This window comes from Anaerobiospirillum sp. NML120448 (genome assembly GCF_023050945.1).
Lineage (GTDB): Bacteria > Pseudomonadota > Gammaproteobacteria > Enterobacterales > Succinivibrionaceae > Anaerobiospirillum.
Genome location: NZ_JALKIM010000071.1, coordinates 1 through 19,347, shown reverse-complemented (window position 1 = coordinate 19,347; position 19,347 = coordinate 1). Strand labels below are relative to the sequence as shown.

Here is a 19,347-nt window from a genome sequence, read left to right as displayed (position 1 = left end):
ATATATCTTGTTTTCAAGGGACAAGACTAGAGGTTAACCTATTGTTAGGTAACCTCTACAATTTTTTGATAAATGCGATATATAAGGCAAATCTACTTTGAGGTTACTTTAGTATGCAGAGTTCAGGTTTATAGTATTGCCATGCCCAGCACTGCCATGACGTGCCATGCCATGCCATGGTTTGCTTTGTCAGCTAGTGCCAATCTTATCCATTGGTACACCCTTCATTGTTAGCTGGCTTTTTAAGCAAGCTAAAATAAGGACTATTAAGGCTCCATTGCCTTGGATGGTAGTTGACTCAATCACATTAATCTTGAACAGCTTTTCTGTACATACATGCACTATTTCTTACCCTCAGCAATTTCATAGCCGCTCTTAATTGTTTTAAAGGTGAATCATCTCATCTTTCTTGGCAGCCAAGACATTGGCTTTGCACAATCGTAATTTTAACTTAGCCATCTATTTAGGTAGCTTTTCTAATTTATCCACTTGTTTGCTTAAAGAAGCTGCTTTTTGCCCATAGTTGATAAGAGCTATTTTTAGAATCAGCAATTAGCTTTAACCAGTTGCAACAATCTTATCCAATGAAAACATGAATCGACTACAAATATAAGATAAGACTGGTAAGTTAACATCAAGACTCATCACATAAGCACATAAGGAAAGAGCCTGTTTGGTATTAAACATTCAGTAAAAGCAATTTAAGCAAAAAGCTTAGACCTTATCAAGATCTAAGCTTTTGAATTGGAACCTACACGGTCATTTAGCTATTATCAGTGCTCTTTTTAGCACGAGTGCTAGAGCTTGCTTTGCTATTAGTACGTGCTGTAGAGGCCTTTTGCTTTGGCTTTGCGCCTGTAGCCTTGGTAGCCTCAGTAGCAGCGTCAGCATTAGCCTCAGTTGAGGTGGCAGTAGCTACCTTTTTAGCCCTACTTTTAGTAGCAGTGGCCTTGGTGGTGCTATTAGCCTTGGCCTTGGCCTCAGCATTGGCCTTAGTTGTGCTCTTGGCTGCGCCATCAGCCTTGGCTTCTACCACAACCTCAGGACTTGCCTTTATAGAGGCAGCTACACTGGCAGTTGCATCAGCTGTAGTGGCTTTTTTGGCTCTGGTAGCCTTTTTCTTGGGCTTAACATCAGTAGCGTCGGTTGCATTGGTTGCTTCATCAGCGCAGGGCTCGGTTGCGCTGGTGGCTATTGCCTTTGCGGCCTTGCTCTTAGTGGTTGTGGCCTTGGCCTTAGCTTTGACTGTAGAGGCCTTACTCTTAGCTACAGTAGCAGCTTGTGGTTTTGTAGCGGCATTGGAGGTTGATGAATCAACAATTTGAGTTGAGATTAGCTTACTGTCGATATTTAGTAGCTTATTAAGCTCACTATCGCTCATCAAGTGCAGTTTTTCCTTGACCAAGTCCGCCATCTTGCAAGTTACTTTGGTAAGCTGTTCTCTGTTGCCCATATATGTAAAACGCATAGCAGGAGCATCCAACGAATACACAAAATCTTTCAAGTCTGTATGGTAATAAACCTCTTTGCCAAACAAATACTCAACTAGCCCAGATTGCACTGTAAATAGTCCTCTATAAACCTTGCTTAAATAATTATCAATGTACTCATCATTAACAATATGGTATTTTTTGTTAATGAAGTAAGGGCAAACAACATTTTCTTTCATGAAAATCTCATTGAAATACTTGCCGTTAATTTGCATTAAGACTTTATTAGAATCCTTTAACAGATCTGTATACAGCGCTAAGAAATTTTCAATTTCACCATTGTTATAAACAGACTCAAGGTCTGAGTCTTTGTCAGAGTACTGTTTGCACAAATTAGCTAACAAGGAGAATGCATAAGTTAACTCTGATAGGTACGATTTGTACTCGAAACTCTCAGACAGTACCACATTGTCCTGATATGCCAGGCTCCTTAACATATTCAGCTTAGCTTCATTGTTGACAGATAAAGTGTTTAGTCTATGCACTATATTGTAGACAACATTGTAGTACTCACTAAACTCCTTAACGTGTTTCACTCTATCGATACGGCATACATGATTAATAAGCATATTTTTGATTGCGATCAAAAGAGATGGTAAACACTCGAAATTCTTGGAAATTAGCAAATATAAAGCACTGTTAGCAAAGAAGGTATTCTTGCTAATTTGCTGGTTCATGGCTTGATCGTACTTATCATCTAAAAAGCGACCGTATGCCAACATTACAGAATTATAGTGTCCCTGATAAAACAAACGAGGCTCGATCAAAGTAATACTACTTAAAGATTTAGCTAAATCTTCTTTAGTGGTTAACTTTGCATAAGGCACAATAATTCTTGCATATTCGTTAACATCATTAGCTAACACGACCATTAAAGTTTCATACAAATCCTTATAGAACTTTTGGTTAGCCTCGTTTACCAGATAATCACCAGGTGCAAGATCAGCATTAGGCATTAGCTCGGCTGGGACATTCACTAAGCCTTGGATTATATAATTACTAAAAGCATAGATAGGAGTAGAGCACAAGGTAAGTATGTAGCTGAAAACCTGTGCTTTATTTGCAATAAACTTACCTAAAAAACCCTCACAGCCCTCAAAAAGGTCCATTTTTCTAGTCAACAGCTCTTTGCCGAGAGTACAAAGCTTGTGACATCCTTGTATCAGGTTAATGCAGGTCTTGTTAAGTAGCAACTGCTCTGCTTTATTAAGAGGAGCTTCATTGTTAACACGACGCTTTTTAGATAGACTTTGAGCCAACTCTTCATCATAAGTATCAGTAATATGCAAAAGAGAGGTCATATAGCCATCTGCATAAAGAAGATTGCTCTGACCTTGCAGGTCTAATATTAGAGTTAAGTGCTTGAAACAATCCTGATGAGTCTCAATAAATTCTCTAAAAACCTCATCTTGCAACAGCATTTGATAATGAGGAAAAACACACTCCACCCATTTAATATTGCTATCAGTTAGATCAAACTCTAATTCAGTTTCAATAATAGGCTGGCTTTTTTCACTTTCAGTACGGGCTACAGCGTTAAAAATAGCAGTTAAATAAGTGTAGTTAAAAGCCTCAACCAACAAGGACGCAAAGCTAAACATGTCTAAATAGACATTAAGTTTGCGATTAAATTCCATTGGGCCACAAGTTCTAAGTACACTCTTAGCAAAGCGAAGGTGGATCAACTGATTGTTAGTCATACCCAAACGCTCTTTAATTGTTGGCATTAACATAGCTATATCTTTAAGCTCAGGCCAATCAACTTTGCCACTATCCTCTAATGCATAGGTACTTAATTCCTTAATAGGAGATGGCAAGCAAATAGTTGTGTCATTCAGATTATGACTATAAGACAAGACAGAGTTTACAACTTCCTCAAAATCAACCACACGTGGATGGATCTGCTCCTGATTATTAAAAGGCGCATAGTGAGCACAAGCTTTATAAATATTATGAGGAATGGTTTTTACCATATCATTAAGTTGCTTTTGGTCAGCTAAGAGAAGCTCTTTAAAGTCCTCTACTACATCCTTGCTACCCAAAAGATTCACAATCTTTTTCAACAAATATTCGTGCGACTCCGTAAGATCTGCAAAGTACGTGTAAATGTTGAAATAGTAAAAGCTTACTTGCCAGCTGTATCTATTGTTTGTACCCTCAGAAAAAGGCTTCAAAGTATAGAGAGCATGGCAAAAATAGCGTAAGTACTGATACAGAGCATCAGTGCGTGCTACATATGAACTCACAGCAGCATTGACCTCATGCTCACTAATCTGATTGCTTAATAAGCTTTGATGGGCTTTCTCATAAGCTGAGCAAGCAGACACTGCATTATTGTGCAAACACACAATTTCCTCACAACTTACTTTAATCAAAGCCTTAAAATTAGAGCGCACATCATCATTTCTTAAGCACTTAAACAAATAATGACGACGCTGTGCTACCAACAACAAATTCATGCCTAAGAGATCAATAACTTTGAGCAAGCCAAAGCCGTAATCAAACCTACTATCGATCTGGAAATAATTAATCTTTTGTGAGTCAGTTGGCTCTTCAATACAATAGCCTTGCGCATTTTCAAACTTGGCTGCTTTTTCTTCCTCACTAATATAATAGCTAGCCACACTATAGCGGGCATTCTCAGCGAAAAGAAATGGATCATATCTAATATCATGCTTGAGTGTCTTAATTGTGCAATCTGAATCGAAGAGATACGAATTACGGCGATAAACTAAGAACTCAACTACAAATTGATGAGGTGATCTAACATAGGACTTATTGTTAAATGCAGCCATGAGGACATCATCTTTAATTTTGCCAGAAGGCTCAAAGAGTGCTTTGTAAAAACTAACAGGAAAAGTTGTACTTACATTAGCTTTAACAAAATTGCTTTTTGCAAATGGAGCAACTACTTTGAATAAAGTTAAACCAGCCACTACATCATAGTGGAACTGCAAAACAACATTAAAAGACCGCCTATCACATTGCTTATAATTCGGTTGAGTATAGAACAAGTGGTGGCAATGTTCTCTTATCTCTTTGTTTAGCACTAACTCAAGAAAGTGCGCTTGATCTTCTGCGCTATCACTACAACACATGCGGCGGTAGCTGGCATTAACCTCATCAAACACTCCTAACTCAAACAAACGAGACATGACTCTCAAATGAGCCTGGAACCACTTCATAAAAACTTCCTGTTTTTTTTATTGATTAAAGAAATTTACTAGCACAAGCTAACTCTGTCTTATGGCCAAGAACTACTAAGCTTAGCCTTGATTCGATTAGTTTCTTGTGAGTATGCTTTTAGCCAAAAACCTAAACTTTGCCACCTGTATCAACAAAACCCAAGCTCAAAGAATAGCAGTTAATCCAAGAGCTTATAACCCTTTATAGTATTGCCATGCCAGCACTGAAATGCCATGCAATGCTATTCCATGCCTTGCTATGCTTTGCCTTGCTTTGCCGTATAAGGCAAGGCAATGGATTCAAGCACAAATGCTGTAGGATCCCCATTACTTAGAAAATGGTATCCATGAGAACAAGCTATTTTAGCGGTTCATTCCCTTTGTCATATAAACCACTAATGAGCCTGTTTTAAGGGAGCCCACAAGTTTTTTTCCTTGAGCCTATCATGTAATGGAGCCAATCTTTGCCATTGATAAAACCTTAATTGTTAGCTGCCTTTTTAGGCAAGGCAAACTAGACCTATTAAAGTTCCATTACCTTGGATGGTAATTGGCTCAATCACAGTAATCTTGAACAAGCTTTCTGTCCATGCATGCACTATTTCTTGCCGCCTACACTTTCATAGCCGCTCTTAATTTTTTGAGGAAGTTAATCATCTCCTCTTTCTCAGCTGCCAAAGCCTTTGCTTCGCTCAATTGGGCTTTTAACTCAGCCGCCTCTTGATTTAGCCTTTCTAATTCAGCTGCTCTTTTTCTTAGAGCAGCTGCTTTTTGCTCCTTGTTTCTAAGAGCTATTGTTCGAATCTGCTCTATGTTTTTGCCATAAGCAACAAGATCGTCTAAGGTTACTCCAAATTGCTGACAAAGCTCGGATGCATCTGCCGAACTAATCTTAGGGCTAATGGCAAGAGTATATACAGAAAAAGCAGTACTTGGATTTAAACCACCAGGAGGAGTAAGTTGAACTAAAGTGCGAACCTCATCAGGCTCCAAATAAGCATATACACTTAAATCCTTGTCCTGTACCCATTGTCTAACAGATGCCTCTGTTACTTCATTCTTAGCCGCAGCCTCTGAAATTGTAATGTCCTCTACGAGAACATCCCTTACAACACTTATTTGCAATTCAAGAGGGTATTCCATCTTATATGTGTCTCCATATCAACAGTGCCTTAAAGTATACAATAAGTGATTTTGTTAACTTAGAAAACTATTCAAAGTCCTTGGAGCTTTGCAGCATTGTCTTTACTACTTAGCTAATTAGCACATCTTAGCAGCAAATACACAAATACACTTACCAAGGCCCTAAAAACTTAACCTTGTAAAGAGCTGACTGCTTGCCCTCTTAGAGCAAAAAAGCTTAGACCTTATCAAGATCTAAGCTTTTGAATATTAACCTACAAGGTCATTTAGCTCTTAGCAGCGCTCTTTTTAGCACGGGTGCTAGAACTTGTTTTGCTAGCAGTACGTGCTGTAGCGGCCTTTTTCTTTGGAGCAGCCTCAGCTACCTTAGCCGCATCAGCTACCTCAGCAGCATCCTCAGCTTTAGCCTCAGTAGAGGCGACCGCAGCTACCTTTTTGGCCCTACTTTTAGTAGCGGTGGCCTTTGTGGTGCTATTAGCCTTAGTTTTTTCCTCAGAAGCTTCTTCGGCCTTTTTAGCCTTAGAGCGAGTGCTTTTAGCCTTAGCCTCTGCCTCAAGTTCTACCTCTGTGCTGGCCTGTGCAGAGGCATCTTTACCAGCAGTGGCCTTAGCTGTAGCTGTAGTTGTGGAAGCCTTCTTAGCTCGGGTGGCCTTTTTCTTTGGCTCGGCCTCTATAACCTCAACAGAGTCGGCTGTTGCAGTAGCTTCATTAGGGCTTGTAGTAGCTAACTTTTTAGCCCTACTTTTAGTAGCTGTAGCCTTAGTTGCGCTCTTGGACTTTGGCTTGGATTCAGCCTCAGCACCTGTGGCTGCTTCGGCCTTTTTGGCCTTAGAGCGAGTGCTCTTAGCTTTAGGCTTGTCCTCAGTAATCACATCGGCACCGATTTCACTTGCAGCTGTGGTAGCAGCATTTTGAGCTTTGCTCTTGGTAGCCTCTGTAGCTTTGCTCTTCACAGTAGCAGTCTTGCTCTTGGCTGTGGAGGCCTTGGCTTTTGGTTTGCCTGTAGAGGCAGAGTTTGAGGAATCAACAATGTGCGTTGCAATTTTCTGGCTTTCAATATTTAAAACCTGATGCAACTGCACATCATCCAATAAGTGAAATTTTTCTGTTAATAAGTTAATAATACGCTCACTGGTTTTTTTAAGCTCTTTAGGACGAGATCTAGCAGCAGTAAAGTAATGCAAAAATAAATACCCGCCGTAAAAAGCATCATCCTCTGCTTTAATCAGAGCCGAAACATCTTTACCAAAAAAATGCTCTACTACATACAATTGAGCTATTGATAAGCGATCACCACATATCTCCATGATATCGTAGAAATAATTAGAGTTCATGGATACGTAGTCTTGATCGTTAAAATAAGGAACAACATTAGAGGTAGACGGATTATTTAAAAGATTTTTAAAATAATCGACATCTATGCATTGGAGAACTTTAGGACTATCCTCTAACAAGTCCTTATACAAGGCTAAAAAATCTGAAATTTCACAAAAATCATATGTAATACTAAACTCCTCGTAGGTGTCCATATATTTAAGGCACAGACTTTCACACAATGACAACAAGTCAACTATCTCTGACATGTATGACTGGTACTCAAAGCGCTCACAAAGCACCACATTGCCTTGGTCAACTAATGTTTTTAAGTTGTTGATTTTGGCAGGATTAGCCGCCAAGAACTTAGCCAACTTGTTAACCAAATTATAGATAACATTTAAATATTCATGGCTCTCCTCTACCTGCTTAATTCTGGTAAATTGCATCACTGTCCTGACAAAAAACTTGACGATTGGGATTAGAAGCAATTTTAAGCAAGAGGAATAAGGTTCAAGAAGAAAACTCAAAGCAGCATTGCTAACAAGTGCGTTGTTGCTAACCTGTCTAATAATAGCTTGGTCATAGTTGTTGCTTTCCAATAAACGCTTGTAAGCAACCATGACAATATAATTAGATCTTCTAAGACTACAGTCATTGTTTAGAATCAAAGCAAATTTATTCAAAGCTTTGGCAAAATCTTCTTTAGTCGCAAAATTGGTATAAGGAATAATCTCTATGCCAAAGAGATTCATATCTTTAGCAGATATGGCCAGAAGAGTTTCATAAAAGCATTGATAGAACTTTTGGTTAACCTCAGTATCTGACATAGCAACTAAACCATCACTAGTGCTACGCTCAGAGGTCAGAACACTTTGTGATGCAAACATTGTGTTTGCCTTTAACTCCTCAGGAACATTATCTAAGTTAAGTATTGCATACTGAGTTAAAGCTCTAATAGGAAGCAAAAAAACGTTTTGTAAACGACCAAATATTTGAGCCTTGTTGGAAATAAAACCGCTTAGTGTTTCATTTAATAATTCATCAAGCTCTATGGTCTTGTTTATCAACGCCTTGCTAAGCTGACAAAGCTTTTGACAATCTTGCAGATAGCTAATACAGGTCTTATTAAGCAGCAATTGCTCTGCCTTGCTAAGATTAGGTGTATCAGAACTTTCACTTGCTCTTTTATTAAGAGCAAGGCTATCGGCAAGTTCTTGATCGTAATTATTAGTATGACGCAACCAGTGAGACATATAGTTATCTTCATAGAGAAGGTGAGTATCACCTTGTAAATCCATGATTAAAACTAAACGCTCAAAGCAAGCTTGATGACACTCAAGTAGTTGACAGAAAGTTTCATCCTTTAACAACATCTCATAAAGAGGGTAAATCATTGTTACCACATCTTGGTCGGAATAAGTCAAATCAAAGGCAAAACGAGCCTTTGAGTTAGTCATGAGCTCCTGAATGCTGGCATAAATTGTTGTAAAGTAAAAATGATTGTAATGCTCTACGAAGTTTGATGCCAAGCAGAACATGTCTAGGTAGATATTAAGCTTTCTACTAAATACTATTGGCTTAGGATCGCTAATTAACTCATAAGCAAACTGTTGATTAATAGTGACGAGGTCACACTCCTCACGCTCTAACCAACTTGGATCACCGCTATCCTCTATATCATATTCAGAGCCTTTTTTAATAGGATAAGGCATGGTTGGCTTGACATGAGTAAGACCCTGAGAGTAAGACATTACTGAATTTACAATGTCTTGAAAATTAACGACACTAGGATGGCATAGCTTTGCTGAGTCAAAGTAAGGAGCAAAATGTGCACAAAGCTCATAAATACTTGCAGGAGTACGATATTCTACTTTGCTAAGAATCTCGCTATCGTATTTGATTGGATCTCCTATGTACTTAACTAAATACAAATTTAAACCAAGTAAATTATCAACATTAGCCAATAATTTAGCTTGCAAATGAGAAAGATCCATAAAAGCATCATACAGGTCGTAATAGTAGTATTCCACATCCCAAGTACAAATTTTGTTAGTACAAAGCAAATTAGGCTTTAAATCGGTAAACAATTGACAAAAATAGCAAATATATTGATACAAAGCATCATTGCGACCTACATAAGCCTTGACTATGATATTGAAGTCAACCAAGTTGCCTTTTTTGCTAATAATAGCTTTGCGGGCCACAAGAAAATCATTGCAAGCCACTACAGCATTGTTGTGCAAACGCACAATATCGTCGCTATTAACCTGCTCTAAAGCCTTATAATTGGAGCGCAAATCATCACATCTATAGCGCTCAAACAAAAACTTACGGCGCTGGGCAACCAACAATAAATGCATGCCTAATAGATCAATAACTTGTAGCAAGCCAAAACCTGAATCTAGCTTACTATAGCTATTAAAATAATTGATACCTTGAGTATCTGCCGCATTTTTTTCAGCGATTCGATAAGCTTTCTTTCTAGCTTGTAATTTGTTTAGAACACGGTAATCATAGTTAGTAATAATATCTTGAGCCGCCTCACTAGTGAGGTTAAGCTTACACGCTAACTTGAAATAATCATCGGTGATTGTATCGATTTTAAAATTTTCAAAACTCAGATAATTCTCATAGTCAAACTTCAAAAAAGTACTTACCAAGTCCTTAGGTGAGTTGGTAAAGCCTTGGTGGTTAAAAGCATTAATGAGAACCTCATCTTTGAGCTCTCCCATTTCAGTAAACAATACCTGATAGCAATTAGCTGGTATTTCATCAGTAATCTTAATTGTATCGAATGAGATACCTACACTATCTTGCAAAGCTTTAACTATAGTGAAACAAGCTGTTGTCTTAAAGTAAGAAATCAAGATATTGCTGACATTTACGGCGTTTCTAGCTAATTTGTTTTCACTCAATGCGTTGCAATAGAGCTTAATGTCATCAGTTATTACTAAACTCTTAAACAGCTCTTTATTAACTGTATTTCTGTTAAGACTATAATTGCGATAGCTGGCATTAACCTCGTCAAATAATCCTAACTCAAACAAGCGCGACAAAACTCTCAAATGAACTTGATACCACCGCATAAAAACTACCTACTGCCTACTTATTTAATGAAAAAATGAATGAGCACAAAAGCCCCTAATCTTATTGCCAAGCACTACTTCGCCACTTAGATTAACTCTCAAGGACTATGTTTGTACTCCAATACTCAACTATTTTGCCATATTGGTCGATGCCAATAAAGTTCATCTACTGTCCCAAAAACTTAATCACAGATCATAAGACCCCCAAGACAACTGTAGCTGTACCCAAACTTTTGAACCTTTCGTAAGAGCAAATATAGGCTAACATATAGAACCTGTCTTGCCCATGCCCCAATCAAATTACAATGTTGCCTATAAGAGCACCATTCTTGAATACTTAGCACACTAAATCTGCTTTACCACAAAACAACACAATGGCCTTTGGCAGGCTAGTGCCTTAATCCTAAAGATTAAAAAAGCTTAGACCTTATCAAGATCTAAGCTTTTGAATATTAACCTACAAGGTCATTTAGCTCTTACTTAGTAGTGCTCTTTTTAGCACGGGTGCTAGCACTTGCTTTGCTAGTATTACGTGGTCTAGCGGCCTTTTTCTTTGGCTCGACCTCAGTAACCTCGGCAGAGTTGGCTGTTGTAGTAGCTTCGTTAGAGCTTGTGGTGGCTACCTTTTTGGCCCTACTTTTAGTAGCGATGGCCTTAGTGGTGCTCTTAGCCTTAGTTTTTTCCTCAGAAGCTTCTTCGGCCTTTTTGGCCTTAGAGCGAGTGCTCTTAGCCGTGGCCTTAGGCTTAGCATCTGCTTCAAGTTCCACCTCTGCTATGGCCTGTGCAGAGGCATCTTTACCAGCAGTTGCCTTAGCTGTAGCTGTGGAGGCCTTCTTGGCTCTGGTGGCCTTTTTCTGTGGCTCGACCTTAGTTTCCTTAGCAGTATCGTCTGCCTTGGTATCGTTCGTTGCCTTATCTGCATTAACTTTAGGAGCAGTTGTTGATGCTACCTTTTGAGTTGTGCCCTTAGTGGTAGCAGCCATGATCTTGGTGGAGGCCTTGGCTTTTGGTTTGCTAGAAGCTACAGCTACAGAAGAATCAACAATTTGAGCCGCAATTTTCTGACTATCCAGATTTAAAACCTGATGCAACTCCTCATCATCCAAAATGCGCATTTTGTCCAATACCAAACGAATGATGCGTATCTCAGGTTTAGTTAAATCTTTATCAGCAGGCCTATTACGGGACCAAAGTAAGGAGTAAAAGTAGTACAATGGAGCACGATGTTTCTTGTCTTCTGCTTGAATCATAGAGGCAATTTCTTTACCAAAAAATTCATTAACTACTGACAATATGATTCGCGATAAGCCATCACCGCCTGCATTCATGGCCTGGCCAATATAATCTCGACTAAGTGAAACGTAGTCTTGAGTATTAAAATAAGGCGTAGCATTATGCAACTGCGTGCCCAGATTTTTATAAAAATTAACATCTATACATTTAAGGACTCTAGGCGCATCCTCTAACAAGTCCTTATACAAGGTACGAAAACCTGAAACTTGACAAGCATCATAGATGTGATTTAAATCACTGTAGGTACTATTATATTTGCGCCATAGACCTTCATACAAAGATAAAACATCAACTACCTCAGAGAGATATGACTTGTACTCAAAGCGTTCGTAAAGCACCACATTGCCTTGCTCTACTAATGCATTTAAATTACCGATTTTGGCAGGATTAGTAGAAAACAACTTAGTTAATTTTTGTATTAAGCTGTAAAGCATATTCAAATAAGGTTGGTACTCTTCGACCTGCTGCATTCTAGTCAAAGACAACACCATCCTTACAAAGTACTTAACTATAGGCAAGATAGTTAAATTTAAGGAATAGGAGTACTCTCTTATAATCCACATCAAAGCACTATTAATTAACAAAGGGTTGTAGCGTATGTGCTTACTAATAAATGTATCATAGTTGCAGCTTTGCATTAAACGCTTGTAAGCAACCAAGACAAGATAATGTGAGTTTCTAAACCAGCTATGCTTACTTTCAATAAAACACACACTGTTTAAGGACTTGGCAAAATCTTCTTTAGTAGCTAATTTGTTGTAGGGAATGATCTCATTAATAAAGAGATTCATATTTTTAGCTAAAAAAACCAGGAATGTTTCATACACGCATTTATAGAAATTCTGGTTTAGCTCAATGCTTCTATCATTATTGAGCTGAACATTGTTTGAAGCTCCTGCTAAGTTTAACTTTAGGTCATCAGGTACATTATCCATGTTGGCTATTATGTACTGACTAAAAGCAATAATAGGATACAAGCATATGTTCTGTATCAGACCAAACGCATGATTTTTGGCGAAGATGAAATTTTCTAATTTTTCCTCTAAAAACTGATCAAGTTCAGATGTGTTTTCTACAAACTCTTTGCTAAGTTGACCAAACTTTTGGCAATCTTGAAGATAGCTAATACAAGTCTTATTAAGCAGTAATTGTTCTGCCTTGCTAAGATTAAGTGTATCAGAACTTTCACTTGCAGTTTTATTAAGAGCAAGGTTATCGGCAAGCTCTTGATCGTAGTTATTTGTCTTGCGCAACAAGTCCGACATATAGTTATCTTCATAGAGAAGGTTAATATCACCTTGTAAATCCATGATTAGAACTAAATGCTCAAAGCAAGCTCGATGACACTCAATCAACTTAATGAAAGTCTCATCCTTTAACAACAGCTCATAAGTAGGATAAATAGTGTTTACCAAATCTTCGCCGCAATAAGATAAATCAAAGGCAAAGCTTAATTTCGAACCTGGATTAAACTCATCATTAGCGTTGTAAATGGTTCTGAGGTAATAATTATTGTAGATCTCTACTAAGTCAGAGATTATGCAAAACATCTCAAAGTAGATATTGAGCTTGCGACTAAAAACAATTGGCTTAGGATCATTAATTACTTCATAAGCAAGCTTTTCATTGATAGCTTCAATCTGATTCTCACTTTCTCTTCTCATACGTTTTAACCATATGAGCTCACCGCAATCCTCTACATCATACTTAGAGCCTGTATTGATAGGATAAGGCAAGGTTGGATATGTATGATTAAGGCTCTGAGAATAAGACATGACAGAATGTACAATGTCTTGAAAATGAACCACACTAGGGCGGCTTAGCATGACATTATCATGTGTCGGAGCAAAATGTGCACAAATATCCAATACACTTGCTGGGATAGAGTCTAGTAGTCCCTTCACAATCTTTTGCTCATAAGAGTAATAATTGTTAAGACACTTGGCTGGAGTGCCATCAGCGCTCAGTAAATCATCGACCACATTCAATAATTTAGATTGCAAACGAGAAAACTGCTTAAAAGGCTCATAGAGATTGAAATAGTAGTACTCAACTTTCCAACTATTAGCTAAGTTAGTACTATAATCACTCGCCTCTAAGTCCTCAAACAATTGGACAAAATAGCAAATATATTGATACAAGGCATCATTACGACCAACATAATCCTTAACTAGGATATTACAGTCTTTAAAGTAAGATGCGTTGCTAATTAGCCCCTTAAGTGTTTCTTCAAAAGCAAGACAAGCTGCTAGAGCATTGTTGTGCAAGCGCACAATATCATCGCTATTAACTTGCTCTAAAGCTTTATAATTAGAGCGCAAATCAATGCAGTTAAAGCGCTCAAACAAAAACTTACGGCGCTGGGCAACCAGCAATAAATGCATGCCTAAAAGATCAATAACTTTTAGCAATTCAAAACCTGAATCAAGCTTACTATCGAGATAAAAATAGTTGCCCACTTTAACAGTTGAAACTTTTTTATCAGCTTTGTTTTGCAAGCTCTTACGAGCGTCCATGTTCCAATATGAAATGCTATTAAAATATGAAATAGCATCATGTGCCGCTTTACTGGTTAAGTTGCTCTCTCTATAGTGGTAGTAGGCATAAGAGTTCAAACTAATGACTGATAAGTCTTTGCCACTTATATACCTATCATAGTTGAAACGTAGCAATGTAGTTACAAAGACTTTAGGCGAACTAGTAAAATCCTGCTTTTTAAAAGCATTAATCAGGACATTATCTTTGATTTCACCATTTTTCTCAAATAAAGCGTTGTAAGGTCTAAGAGGCATATCCTCAGAAGCTTCAACTTCATTAAGTTTGCTAGCAGATTGCTTTGGTAGTGCTTTAGCCATAGTAAAACAAGCAATTGCCTGATAGTAATAAGCAACTATATCGCTATAAGGTAGGTGTTTTTTAACTAAATTTTTGGCACTTAGTACGTCACAATAAAGTTTAATATCATTATCATTTAGCACTAAACGCATAAAGAGCTCACGATCACTTGGAGTGCCTTCGATACAAAACTTGCGATAGCAGGAATTAACCTCATCAAAAAATCCCAACTCAAACAAACGCGACATGACTCTTAAATGAGCCTGATACCACTTCATAAGGACTACCTACTGTTTAATTATTACAAGAATGAATGAGCACAAAAGCGCCTAATCTTATTGCTAATTACTTCTTAGCCACTTAGATTAAGTCTAAAAGACTATGTTTGTACCCCAATACTCAACTATTTTGCCATATTGGCATATACCAATAAAGTTCATTTACTGTCTAAACAAACTTAATCCAAGATCATAAGAGCCACAAGACAGCTACAGTTGTACCCAAACTTTTGAACCTTTCGTAAGAGCAAATCAGGGCTAAATTATTGAACTTGTCTTGCCCCTACCCCAATCACAATCCCAATATTGCCTATAAGAGCACCTTTCTTTAATTCTGAGCTCACTAAATCTGCTGTACCACAAAACAATACAATGGCCTTTGGTCGGCAGTATCTTTAATTCTTGAGATTAAAAAAGCTTAGACCTTATCAAGATCTAAGCTTTTTAAAATTAACCTACAAGGTCATTTAGCTCTTAGCAGCGCTCTTTTTAGCACGGGTGCTAGCACTTGCTTTGCTAGTAGTACGTGCTGTAGAGGCCTTTTTCTTTGGAGCAGCCTCCGCTACCTTAGCCGCATCAGTTACCTCAGCAGCATCCTCAGCTTTAGCCTCATTTGAGGCCATTGCAGCTACCTTTTGGGCCCTACTTTTAGTAGCGGTGGCCTTTTTCTTTGGCTCGGCCTCTGTAACCTCAGCAGAGTCGGCTGTCGCAGTAGCTTCGTTAGAGCTTGTGGTTGCTACCTTTTTAGCCCTGCTTTTAGTAGCGGTGGCTTTAGTGGTGCTCTTAGCCTTAGTTTTTTCCTCAGAAGCTTCTTCGGCCTTTTTGGCCTTAGAACGAGTGGTCTGAGCCTTAGGCTTGGCCTCAGTCTCAATAGCATCAAGAGGCTCAATAATTACATTGGCATCTGTTGCTTCTTTTTTAGTGGCTGCCTTTTGGGCTTTGCTCTTGGCTGCTGATGCAGCTTTGCTATTAGTGGTGGTAGCCTTGCTCTTGGCAGTAGTGGCCTTAGCTTTTGCCTTGGCTGTAGAGCTAGAGGTTGAAGAATCAACAATTTGTGTTGCAATTTTCTGGCTTTCAAGATTTAAAAGCTGGTGCAACTGATCATCATCGAGCAGATGCATTTTTTCCTTTACTAAATCAATAAGGCGCATATTGGTTTTAGTAAGACCTTTTTCACGAGGCCCACCACCGAAAAATCTAGAGAATATGAGGTAATCGTCGTCATTGTCTTCATAAAACTCCAACTCTTCTTCTTCTACTATTGAAGCAATCTCTTCACCAAAGAAATGCTTAACCACTGACAATTCAGGCTGCGTTAAGCGCTCACCAGTTGCCTCCATTGCATTTGCAAGAAAAGAATCACTTACAGAAATGTAATCTTGCTTATTAAAATAAGGAAGAACAGAACTTATGCTTGTGCCCAGATTTTTAAAGTACCTTACATCGATGCACTGGAGAACTTTTGGAGCATTCTCTAGCAAATCTTGATAAAGTGAAAGCCAAGCTGCAAGATTATAAGCACTATTAAAGGTCTTTAAACCTTTGTTGGAGGACATATATTTGGAGCATAGGTTTTGCGATATAGACAGCATGTCAGTGATCTCTGTCAAATACTCCTTGTATTCAAACTGTTCACACAACATCGCATTATTTTGCTCCGCAAGTGAGTATAAATTCTGTAATTTAGCTTGACTATTACTCCAGAACTTAGCCACTTTGTGCACCAAGCTGTAGACAATATTAAAATACTTCTCGTACTCATCAACTTGCTTGATTCTGGTAAAAGCCAACACCTGATTTACAAAATTCTTTACTAGCGCAATCATAATATATTGAGTGCAAGCAGAGAAAGGAAGAAGCATCAAACACAAAGCACTATTAACAAAAAGCGTGTTTTGACTGATTTGCTTTTGAATGGCTTCATCATAGTCGTAGCTTTGCAATAAACGCTTAGACGCAGTCATGATAATATAATTAGCGTCTTTAAAAGCACAGATCTCATCCGTCAACAAAGTCAAACTAGGTAAAGATTGAGTAAAATCTTGTTTAGTGTCTAGATATAAGTAAGGAATGATCGCATTAAAAGTGCTATTAATGTCTTTGGCCAACATTGCCAACACTGTTTCATAAACACATTTATAGAAATTGTTGATTGTCTCATTTGGTGAGCTATTAAACAAAGATCTAAGATTGCTAACCTTATTGGATGGATCAGTGTCTGATGCAAAGCCAACGCTTTGCTTTAAATCCTCAGGGACATTAGCTAAGTTAAGCATTAAGTTTTGACTTAAAGCTCTAATCGGCAATAAGTACAAATTGTATATTTTGCTAAAAAAATGAGTTTTTAAAGCAATGAAATTGCCTGTTTGTTCATTTAAGAAATTATCCAAATCAGACTGTTTGTTAGCCAAATCTTTGCTAATTTGACAAAGCTTATGACATTCTTGTAAAAAGCCAATGCTGGTCTTATTAAGCAGCAATTGCTCAGCTTTGTTTAGAGTAGGCTTGTCACTGGTAGCATGGCCACTTTCAAGGCTATCTGCGAACTCTTGATCGTAATTGTTAGTCTTACGCAACAAGTTAGAGGTATAGCCGTCTTCATAAAGAAGATGGGTTTCCCCTTGTAAATCCAAGATTAAAACTAACTTATCAAAGCAAGCCTTATGAGCCTCAAGCAATTGAGCAAAGGTCTCATCCTTTAACAGCTTTTCATAGCTAGGAAATACAGCCTTTACCCAATTGATGCTGCAATTAGCTAAATCAAAAGCATATCGTACATTGGTGTCTGAATTAAACTCCTTTGAAGCGATACACATTGTCTTAAAGTACAGATTATTGTAGAGCTCTACCATAATAGACATAAAGCTAAACATATCTAAATAGACATTAAGCTTTCTACTAAACTCTATTGGCTTAGGGTCACTAATTACCTCATAGGCAAGCTTTTCATGGACTAGAGAGATATTATTATTATCCGACTCAATCCAGCTTGGATCACCATAATCATCTACAGTGTATGGAGAGTTGACTTTAATAGGATAAGGCAATGTTGGAGCTGCTTTATTAAGGCTATGACCATAAGAAAGACAAGCATGTACAATGTCTTGAAAATTAACCACACGTGGATGGCTTAGTTGCGCACTCTTAAATGATGGTGCAAAATGAGCACAAAGGTCATACATACTTGTTTTGAGCAAGTCTATAAGATTATTCATTATCTCTTGGTCAAAAGAGAGTAGCTCAGTTCTTCCCTTAAGTAGGCTCACATCAATAGCCAGTAAATCATTGACATTTTTCAATAATCTAGCTTGCAATTGCGAAAACTGCTTAAAAGGCTCATATAAATTGTAAAAGTAGAAGCTTACTGCCCAACTAGACTCTTCGTTAGTACAACTATTGTTTGGAGCTAAGTCTTCAAACAAATCACAAAAATAGCAAAGATATTGATACAAGGCATCATTGCGACCAACATAAGCCTTAACAATGGCATTAAAGTCATTAAATACGCCATGAATGTTAATAAGACCCTTTTGAGCTTCCTCAAAAACACCACAGGCTACTACGGCCTTGTTGTGCAAGCGCACAATATCATCACTCTTAACTTGCTCTAAAGCCTTATAATTAGAGCGCAAATCATCCTTGCGATAGCAATCAAACAAATACTTACGGCGCTGGGCAACCAACAATAAATGCATACCTAAGAGGTCAAAAACTCTTAGCATGCCAAATCCTGAATCTAGCTTGCTATCAATATGAAAATAATTGACCTTTTTGGCAGTTGAAGCCTCGCTTGCTAAAACTCTTGGAGTTTTCTGTTTAGCCTCTGCTACTTTTAATAGCCCAATCTCATTTTTTGAAATGACATTGCGCTCATTCTTATCGAAGATGCTAACGAATATATCATCATTAGACAACGCAGGCAGATAAAAATTTCTGCCAGTGATGTATGGGATAATGTCAAACTTTAATAGAGCACTTACAAACTCTGTAGGTGAACTGTTAAAAGTTTGTGCCTTAACAGCTTGCATTAAGACATCATTTTTAAGCTCTCCATTTGGCTCAAATAGCACCTGGTAATACTTCTCAGGCATCTCCTCAGCTGGATCAACATCGTTGAAATTAGCCTTAGAGACCTTTTGCAGTGCTTTAACCATGGCAAAACAAGCAGTTGCCTTAAAGTAGTAAGATAGTATATTGCTAGTAGTAAGCACGTTTTTAGCTAACTTTTTAGCACTCAATGCCTCACAATAGAGTTTAATATCTTCATTGATCACTAAACCCAAAAACTGCTCATAAGCATCTTTAGTGCTTTCAAGACAATAATTGCGATAGCAGGAATTAACCTCATCGAATAATCCCAACTCAAACAAATGCGACATGACCCTTAAATGAGCCTGATACCACTTCATAAATACTACCTGTTGCCTACTTATTTAATGAAAAAATGAATGAGCACAAAAGCACCTAATCTTATTGCCAATCACTGCTTAGCCTTTTAGATTAGCTCTCAAGGACTATGTTTGTGCACCAATACTCAACTATTTTGCCATATTGGTCGATGCCAAGAAAGCTGTCAAAACAATAAAAATACAGTACGAGATTTTTATCACTATTGATTTGAGTCACATTTTTTATGTTACACGGTAACATTAATTTTGTAATATATGAGCTATGCTGTATTTTAATATTAATTCTGTCTAAAGTTTTAGTTAAAGGTCGA

Annotated in this window: 6 protein-coding genes; all 6 read right to left on the bottom strand. The window is 37.9% G+C overall.

What is annotated here, in order from left to right; genetic code table 11:
* Nucleotides 1–558: 558 nt before the first annotated feature.
* Entirely contained in the window at nt 559–687 is a 129-nt protein-coding gene (locus MXE38_RS12440; protein ID WP_281503197.1) for a hypothetical protein, read from the bottom strand.
* Between the two features lie 76 nt (nt 688–763).
* Nucleotides 764–4,675, bottom strand: coding sequence for a hypothetical protein (locus MXE38_RS10100; protein ID WP_246914412.1), 3,912 nt, complete (start codon nt 4,673–4,675; stop codon nt 764–766).
* Between the two features lie 612 nt (nt 4,676–5,287).
* Nucleotides 5,288–5,818: a hypothetical protein gene (locus MXE38_RS10095; protein WP_246914410.1), complete on the bottom strand. Its 531-nt coding sequence runs from the start codon at nt 5,816–5,818 to the stop codon at nt 5,288–5,290.
* 266 nt (nt 5,819–6,084) lie between these two features.
* Nucleotides 6,085–10,221 carry a hypothetical protein gene (locus tag MXE38_RS10090; protein WP_246914407.1) on the bottom strand — a complete coding sequence of 1,379 codons (4,137 nt, stop codon included), beginning with the start codon at nt 10,219–10,221 and terminating at the stop codon, nt 6,085–6,087.
* 476 nt (nt 10,222–10,697) lie between these two features.
* A complete protein-coding gene (locus MXE38_RS10085) occupies nt 10,698–14,627 on the bottom strand; it encodes a hypothetical protein (protein WP_246914405.1) in 3,930 nt (1,309 codons plus the stop codon).
* Between the two features lie 467 nt (nt 14,628–15,094).
* Nucleotides 15,095–19,036 (bottom strand): hypothetical protein, encoded by a 3,942-nt coding sequence (locus MXE38_RS10080; RefSeq protein WP_246914403.1) that lies wholly within the window; start codon nt 19,034–19,036, stop codon nt 15,095–15,097.
* Nucleotides 19,037–19,347 lie beyond the last annotated feature (311 nt).